General features: G+C 71.9%; 9 protein-coding genes. 5 read left to right on the forward strand and 4 right to left on the reverse strand.

All coding sequences use genetic code 11. From position 1 onward, the window contains the following. Positions 1-129: 129 nt before the first annotated feature. The 3 genes from iolC to IZR01_RS46560 are packed head-to-tail and all read right to left on the reverse strand — an operon-like array spanning position 130 to position 3,028. Positions 130-1,074, reverse strand: a complete 945-nt coding sequence (gene iolC, locus IZR01_RS46550) for a 5-dehydro-2-deoxygluconokinase (RefSeq protein ID WP_194927577.1) — start codon at positions 1,072-1,074, stop codon at positions 130-132. Between the two features lie 50 nt (positions 1,075-1,124). Beyond that, positions 1,125-2,018: a sugar phosphate isomerase/epimerase family protein gene (locus IZR01_RS46555; RefSeq protein WP_194927571.1), complete on the reverse strand. Its 894-nt coding sequence runs from the start codon at positions 2,016-2,018 to the stop codon at positions 1,125-1,127. Then, positions 2,015-3,028: a Gfo/Idh/MocA family protein gene (locus tag IZR01_RS46560; protein WP_194927572.1), complete on the reverse strand. Its 1,014-nt coding sequence runs from the start codon at positions 3,026-3,028 to the stop codon at positions 2,015-2,017. Before IZR01_RS46560 ends, IZR01_RS46555 begins: the two co-directional genes overlap by 4 nt. 280 nt (positions 3,029-3,308) lie before the next feature. On the opposite strand from IZR01_RS46560, the gene mug reads away from it, so the two are divergent. The 5 genes from mug to IZR01_RS46585 all read left to right on the forward strand — a co-directional run bounded on the left by mug (position 3,309) and on the right by IZR01_RS46585 (position 6,928). Then, positions 3,309-3,869, forward strand: coding sequence for a G/U mismatch-specific DNA glycosylase (gene mug, locus IZR01_RS46565; protein ID WP_194927573.1), 561 nt, complete (start codon positions 3,309-3,311; stop codon positions 3,867-3,869). A 171-nt stretch (positions 3,870-4,040) separates the two neighbouring features. Then, positions 4,041-4,541 (forward strand): hydroxyphenylacetyl-CoA thioesterase PaaI, encoded by a 501-nt coding sequence (paaI, locus tag IZR01_RS46570; RefSeq protein WP_228561341.1) that lies wholly within the window; start codon positions 4,041-4,043, stop codon positions 4,539-4,541. 78 nt (positions 4,542-4,619) lie between these two features. Then, the gene (locus IZR01_RS46575; RefSeq protein WP_194927574.1) at positions 4,620-4,835 is read left to right on the forward strand and encodes a hypothetical protein; all 216 of its coding nucleotides are present in this window, start codon (positions 4,620-4,622) and stop codon (positions 4,833-4,835) included. A 133-nt stretch (positions 4,836-4,968) separates the two neighbouring features. Further along, entirely contained in the window at positions 4,969-5,760 is a 792-nt protein-coding gene (locus tag IZR01_RS46580; RefSeq protein WP_194927575.1) for a class I SAM-dependent methyltransferase, read from the forward strand. Positions 5,761-5,785: 25 nt separating this feature from the next. Further along, positions 5,786-6,928: an N-acetylglucosamine kinase gene (locus tag IZR01_RS46585; protein ID WP_323747301.1), complete on the forward strand. Its 1,143-nt coding sequence runs from the start codon at positions 5,786-5,788 to the stop codon at positions 6,926-6,928. Between the two features lie 269 nt (positions 6,929-7,197). On the opposite strand, the gene IZR01_RS46590 is transcribed toward IZR01_RS46585, so the two are convergent. Beyond that, positions 7,198-7,536, reverse strand: coding sequence for an ArsR/SmtB family transcription factor (locus tag IZR01_RS46590; RefSeq protein ID WP_194927579.1), 339 nt, complete (start codon positions 7,534-7,536; stop codon positions 7,198-7,200). Between the last annotated feature and the right edge of the window lie 102 nt (positions 7,537-7,638).

The following is a 7,638-nucleotide window of genomic DNA, read 5'->3' on the forward strand; positions in this document are numbered from 1 at the left end:
GGGCGGCGCCGGGTGGGGGTGTCGGCCGGCCCGGCGCCACACCGCCGGGCCGGCCGACGGCAGGCAAGCCCTATCAGTCCTTCGAGTGCGGCCCGCGGAACCGTGAGTGCGGCCAGCGAAGCCGCGCCCTCACACATCCCCGACCTCCAGCGCCGCCAACACCTCATCGGTCCTCGGCATCGCCGTCGAGCACTCGATCCGCGCGGCGACCAGCGCCCCGGCGGTGTTCGCGAAGCGCAGCGTCCGCTCCAGCGGCCAGCCTTCCAGCAGCCCGTGGCACAGCGCGCCGCCGAAGGCGTCGCCCGCGCCGAGGCCGTTGAGCACCTTCACCGGCTGGGCCGGGACTTCCAGCGTCGTGTCCGCGGTCCTGGCGAGCACGCCGTCCCCGCCCAGCTTCACCACCGCCAGCTCGGGACCCAGGGCCAGCAGCGCCTCGGCGGCGAGGTGCGGATCGCTCTCCCCCACCGCCGTGTAGCACTCGTCCACGTTCCCGACCGCGACCGTCACGTGCGGCAGCGCCAAGCGCGCCGCGCGTCCGGCGGCCGTGCGCGACTCCCAGAACTGCGCGCGGTAGTCCAGGTCCAGCACCGTGTGCGGCCTGCGCTCCCGCACCTGCCACGCCGCGTGGTGCGCCGAGCGGCTGGGTTCGGCGGACAGCCCGGTGACCGTCGCCCAGAACACCCCCGCCCCGGCGATCGCGTCCAGGTCCAGCTCCTCCGGCTCGATCATCAGGTCCGGGGCCTTGGGCCAGCGGTAGAAGTAGATCGGGAAGTCGTCCGGCGGGAACATCTCGCAAAAGGTGACCGGCGTCGGCACACCCTCGACCTCGGCCAGGAACGCGTCGTCGACCCCGAACTCACGCAGCGCGCGCCGCACGAAGCGCCCGAACGGATCCGCGCCGACCCGGGTGACCACCGCGCTGCGACGGCCGTGCCGGGCGGCGGCGACCGCGACGTTGGTGGCGCTGCCGCCGAGGAACTTGCCGAACGTCTCGACGTCCTCCAGTCCCACGCCGACCTGGAGCGGGTAGATGTCCACGCCGATCCGGCCCATCGTGATGACGTCGTGGGTCATGCCAGTCATGCCAGTCATCCCAGTCATGCCGGTCACACCGGTTATGCCAGTCATGCCAGCCCCTCCAGGTAGGCGGCGCAGGCGCGCACGTCGGCGGCGGGACCGGCGCCGTCCGGCGGCTCGGCGTCCAGCACCGTGTCCTGCTCCAGCACATACCAGCCCTGATATTCGTTCCCTTCCAAGGCGGACACGACTCCTGCGATGTCGGCGTCGCCCCGGCCCAGCGGCCGGTACATCCCGGCGCGCACCGCGTCGTAGTACGTCACCTCGCCGACGCGGACCCGCTCGGCCGCGGCGGCGTCCACGTCCTTCAGGTGGGTGTGCACGATCCGGTCGCCCGCCTCGCGCGCCAGAGCGGCCGGGTCGCCGCCGCCGATCAGCAGGTGCCCGGTGTCCAGGCACAGCGGCGTCGCCGAGCCGTCCAGGAGCCGGTCCACGTCCTGGCCGGTCTCGATCATCGTGCCGACGTGCGGGTGCAGGCAGGTCCGGATCCCCAGGCCGACCGCGCGGGTGCGGATGCGGTCCAGGTTCCAGAACAGCCGGCGCCAGCCCGCGGTGTCCAGCTCCGGCCGGCAGTCGTAGCCGTCCTGCCCGGTGACCGCGGCCAGGACCAGCAGGTCGGCGCCGGAGGCGGTGAAGCCGTCCAGCGCTGCCAGCACCTGCGGCCAGGCGTCATGGTCGGGTTCGTGCAGCACCACCGGGACGAAGCCGCCGATGGCAGAGAGCTGATATTCGCGCAGCAGGGCGCGGCGGGCTTCGGGGTCCTCGGGCAGGAAGCCGTCGGGACCGAACTCGGTGGCCCGCAAGCCCGCCTCGGCCATCTCGGTCAGTACCCGGGAGACAGGAAGCTGATGTCCCCAGCCCGGTACCTCGCAGACGCCCCACGAGATCGGCGCGCCGGCGATGCGCCCGGCGATTCCCTTCTCGGCTTCCTTCGAGCTCATCGCCGCACCTCCGCGAGCTTCACCGGACGGTCCTCGGCGCGGGAGATGTCACAGGCTTCTGCGACGTACAGGGCCTCCAGCGCGTCGCCGACCGGGCAGGGGTTCTCGATGCGGCCCTCGGCGAACTCCACGAAGGCTTGCAGTTCCCTGACGTAGGCGTCGCGGAAGCGTTCCATGAAGCCCGCGTACGCCGGGCCCTTGGGCCACACCCCAGGTCCACCCTGTCCCTCATCTACCGGCCGCAGCGGCAGCCCATCGTCGTACCCCGCGCCGACGCTGCCCCGCGTCCCCTGCACATCCAGCGTCACCGCATACCCCGCGCCGTGATAGCGCGTCGCCGACACCGTCGCCAACGCGTCGTCGTCCAGCCGCAGCACCGCGGCCGCGGTGTCAGCGTCGCCGAACTCGGCGAAGAACGCCTCACCGCGGGCCGAACCGGAGGCGAACACCGAGGTCACCTCGCGGCCGGTGACCCAGCGAATCGCGTCGAAGTCGTGCACGCTACAGTCCCGGAAGATCCCGCCGGAGGTCGCGATGTACCCGGCCGGCGGCGGAAACGGGTCGCAGGTCTGGGCGCGCAGCGTATGCACCCGGCCCAAGGCGCCGGCCAGCACCTCGGCGCGCGCCGCCGTGTACCCGGAGTCGAAGCGCCGCTGGAACCCGATCTGCACCCGGCCGCCGTACTTGTCGACGCCCTTGATGACCTCCAGCGTCTTGCCGCTGTTCTCGGCCACGGGTTTCTCGCAGAACACCGGCACCCCGGCGGCGACCCCGCGCTCGATCAGCTCGGCGTGGCTGCCGGTGGGCGTGGCGACGACGAGCCCGTCCAACTCGGTACGCAGCAACGAGCCGATATCCGGCGCCCACCGCACCCCGAGCGAGCCGGCCAGCTCCTCGGCCCGGCCGCCCTGCACATCGGCGACCACCACCTCGACGCCCGGCAGCGCATGCAGCGTCCTGGCGTGCAAGGCCCCGATGCGCCCGACGCCGACCAGCCCCAACAGTGTCATACCAGCCTCCGTCGCCGCGGGTGCTTGCGGTGGCCACTTGTTGCGAGCTTCCTGCGCACCAGGCAGCCGGTCAACCGAATGTTATGACATTTTAACTTCCGGACAGGTTGTCATCAAGACCTTGATGCCGCCCGGGACCCGATAGCGTCGCCGCCATGACGAGCGCTGACGAGGTCGGACCGGGCGCCCTGGACGTCCTCTACCCGTTCGAGAACTTCACCGACGTCCAAGACGCCGAGTCCCGGCCGATGAACCCGCGTCCTACAGATATCTTCCGTAGATGCCCCGCTACACCGCCGAGGACCTGGCCGCCGCGAACGGCCGCCACATCCCGGACATCATCGGCCCGGACCTGGACGTCCTGTTCTGCGGCATCAACCCCGGCCTGGTCTCGGCGCTGACCGGGCAGCACTTCGCCCGGCCCGGCAACCGGTTCTGGCCCGCGCTGCACCGCTCCGGCTTCACCCCGCGCCAGCTGGCGCCGCAGGAGCAGCGGGAGCTGATCGGGCTGGGGCTGGGCATCACCAACGTCGTGGCGCGCGCCACCGCCGGTGCCGCCGAGCTGCGGGCCGAGGAGTACCGGGGCGGCGGGGAGGTGCTGCGGGAGAAGGTGCGCGAGTTCCGGCCGCGGTGGCTGGCGGTCGTCGGGATCGGCGCGTACCGGGTGGCGTTCGACGCGCCGAAGGCCGTGATGGGGCGCCAGGAACAGGTGGTCGGCGAGACCGGGGTGTGGGTGCTGCCCAATCCCAGTGGGCTGAATGCCCACTACACAGTCGACACGCTCGCGGCGGCTTTCGCAGAGCTGCGCGAGGTCGTGCGCGCCAAAGAGGACCGGTCCTGAAGCCTCGGCCCCATAATGCAGGGACGTCGTCCCGGGGGAGGCATAACGTGAATATGCTGCGTGAACTCCTTCGGCCAGACGGTCAGCGGCGGATGAGCTGGGACACCTTGATTCCGCCCTTCACCGGGGGCTTTTGCGCCGTACGCATACCCGCGTCATAAAGTCGCTGGCATGCACACCGAAGAAGAAACCGCCGGGCTGGACGCCGCGCGCCGGATGTTCGACGCCGACAAGGCCTCGGCGGGCCTGGGGATCGAGCTGGTCGAGCTGGCGCCGGGGCGGGCCGCGGCGCGGATGCGGGTGACCGCGTCGATGCTGAACGGGCACGCCATCGGGCACGGCGGGTACGTGTTCCTGCTCGCCGACACCGCGTTCGCGCTGGCCTGCAACAGCCACGGCCCGGCCACGGTCGCCGCCGGGGCCGATGTCAGCTTCCTGGCGCCGATCCAGGAGAGGGACGTGCTGACGGCCCGGGCGCAGGAGCGGGTCCGGTACGGGCGCAGCGGGATCTACGACGTGACGGTGACGCGCGGCGGTCCGGCTGAGGGCACTGAAGGCGCCGAAAACGCCGACGCCACCACCGAAACGACCACTGAAACACCCACTGAAACACCCGCCGAACAGATCGTCGCCGAGTTCCGCGGCCGAAGCCGAGTCCTCACTGGTCGTTGACCTTTCAAGGAGGTATCAGCAATATGGCTGTAACCCAGATCACATCTGTGATCTGTCCGTCACAGTCAGGAGCCGCCGATGTCCGTCGCCGATCGGGACCGGGTGGTGTTCGAGGAGTACGCCGAGCTCGGACGTGAGCTTTCCGAGGTCTGGCGACGGGAGCGGACCCGCAGCGTGCTGCAACGGATCGGCCGCACGCTGTACCTGGGCTACGCGCGGGCCGGGCTGGCGATGGTCGGCGTCAACCCGATGGCGATCCGGCCCAAGGTGAAGGTGCCGCCCAGCCACGAGTGACCGGCGGCTGCTGAACACCGGCCGCTACTGAGCACAGCGCTTTGATGTCTCCGCGGGAGCAGGGTCCGGTCGTCAGTTCACCGCGGTGAGAAACCGCGTGGACATGGTCACGGCACGCCGAGATAGTAGGCGCATGACGCCGCCCGACAGCCAGCGGAACCGGAACCGGAACCGGAGCGCGTGGGAGGCGGCGTCGGAGAAGCACGTCCATGAATACCAGGAGCACCTGGCCAGGGCCAGGAACGAATGTTCCTTGTCCGCCCAGGAACTGGACCTGCTGCGCCCCATCCTGGCGCACTCGCCAGCGGTCGTGCATCTGCAAAGCGGCCACGGCCTGGACGACATCGCGCTGGTCGACTCCGGCGCGCGCTCGGTGGTCGGAGTGGACTTCAGCCAGGTCGCGGCGACAGCGGCGCAACGGCGCGCTGGCGAGTTGGGGACGCCCTGCCGCTACGTGGTCGCGGAGCTGCCCGGCGCACCGCTGCGCGATGCGTGCGCGGACCTCGTCTACACGGGCAAGGGAGCGTTGATCTGGCTGCCGGACCTGCGGGCGTGGGCTGCCGACGTCGCCCGCCTGCTGCGACCGGAAGGGCACCTGTTCGTCTACGAGGCCCACCCGGCGGTGCCCCTGTGGACATGGGACGAGGACGAGCCCCGGATCCGACCCGACCGCGGCTACTTCGAACGCTCGCACGTCAACGACACGTTTCCCGCGCACGGAGCGGTGGAGTTCCAGACCACCCTGGCAGAGGTCATCAACGCGGTGCTCTCCGCCGACCTGGAGCTTGAGTACGTGGCGGAGTACCCCGAGCCCTTCTGGTACCCGGAAGACGGTCACGCGGCGGCGGCTTGGGCAGGACGGCTGCCGAACACGTACGCGCTCATCGCGCGGCGCAGGCATCTCGGTCCCGACGCACGTCGCTGAGCTCGGCGGTTTGATTCTGTAGAACGTGTCCGAACGGGACTACATCGAGCTGATCGACGCCGCACCCATCCCGGTAACCGCGGGCCGCCGATATAGGGTGCCCGCCATGAACACCCCTGACGGCCGCCCCCACGACCTGCTGCTCGCGGTCGACGGCGGCAACAGCAAGACCGACGTGCGCCTGGTCCGCCCCGACGGCTCGGAGGTCCGCCGGGCGGTCGGCGGGCCGTTCCGGCCGCAGGCGCTGGGGGTGCCCGCGGCGATGGCGGTGTTGGACGCGTTGGTGGAGCAGGTTCTCGGTACCGATGCGGGCGCTGACGCCGCCGCCGACGCCGATGCGCCCGCAGCTGATGGCAGCCCCGCCGCCAGTCCATCCGCCAGCCCCGCCATCGGCCGGGTCCGCACCATCGGCCGGGTGCGCACCATCGGCCAGGTCCGCGGCATCGCCGCCTTCCTGGCCGGCGCCGACCTGCCCGAGGAGATCGCCACCCTCCAGGCCCAGGTCGAGGCCCGCGGCTGGGCCGACGAGGTCTACGTCGCCAACGACACCTTCGCCGTCCTCTACGCGGGCTCGGCCCGCCGCGAAGGCGTGGCAGTGGTCTGCGGGACCGGCGTCAACTGCGTGGCCGTGGCTGCGGACGGCCGGACCGCCACGTTCCCGGGCCTGGGCTGGGCCTCCGGCGACTGGGGCGGCGGCGGGGATCTGGGCCGGGCCGCGCTGTGGTGGGCGGTGCGCGCCGAGGACGGCCGGGGCCCGGCCACGGCGCTCACCGAGGCCGTCACGACGCACTTCGGCCGCCCGCAGGCCCTGGACGTGGTCCTGGCGATCCACCGCGGCGAGGTCTCCGACCGCCGGCTGGCCGAGCTGGCACCGGCCGTGTTCGCCGCCGCCGACCGCGGTGACGAGGTCGCGTGGCTGCTGATCGACCTGCTCGGCGACGAACTCGCGGCCATGGCGACCTCGGCGGCGCGCCGCGCGGGCCTGACCGAGCCCGAGGTGCTGCTCGGCGGATCGGTCGCCGCCGCCGGACACCCCAGGTTGCTGGCCCGGGTCCAGGAGCGCGCGCCCGGCCCGGTCACAATCGTCACGGACCCGCCGGTGGCCGGCGCGGTGCGCTACGCGGTGGGCCGCTGGGGCGCCGACGCACCGGTCCCGACCGGGGCCTGAAGCACGACCGGTGATTCGCGCTGTCGACAGCAGCGCGAATCACCGGAGCGCAACAGCGTCCCAGGCCGACCTGAAAAACTCGTTAAGAACGACAACGAAACGCCACAGGCGCGCAGTCCCGCCACCCGGTCGGAGGACATCAGGATCCTTATCCGGATTCTTCGGCGCGTTACCGGGCTGGAACGGCACGCGCACTCAGCCGGAGTCTCCCCGGGCCGCGGCCGCCCCGGCCGCGTCAGCCCCCTCGGCCGCCTTCGCCGCCCCGGCCGCTACTGCCGTCTTCGCTGCCCGGCCGAGCCAGCCGCCTCCGCTGCTTCCGCCGCCTCGGCGACCGCCTTGATCCGTGCCAGGCGCCGATCCCAATCAGCAGCCAGCGAAGCCATCCAGCGCGCCGTGTTGTCCAACGCCGCCGAGCGCACCTCATACCGCACCTCGCGTCCGGCCCGGCGCCCGGACACCAGACCTGCGGTGTCGAGCACGGCCAGGTGCTTCACCACAGCCTGCCGACTCACCGGCAACTCCCCCGCCAGCTCGGTCGCCGAGGCCACGCCCCGGGCAGCCAGCACATCCAGCAGCCGGCGGCGGGTCGGATCGGCCAGCGCGGTCAGGACCTCGTCGACCGGCTCGGCCGCGACGCCGCCGCCGGTATCAGCTCTAACACCGGCCCCGGTGCCAGAGCCACCCGGCCCCGCGACCTCACCACCCGCAGC

It is taken from the genome of Catenulispora pinisilvae, assembly GCF_015356865.1.
GTDB lineage: Bacteria > Actinomycetota > Actinomycetes > Streptomycetales > Catenulisporaceae > Catenulispora > Catenulispora pinisilvae.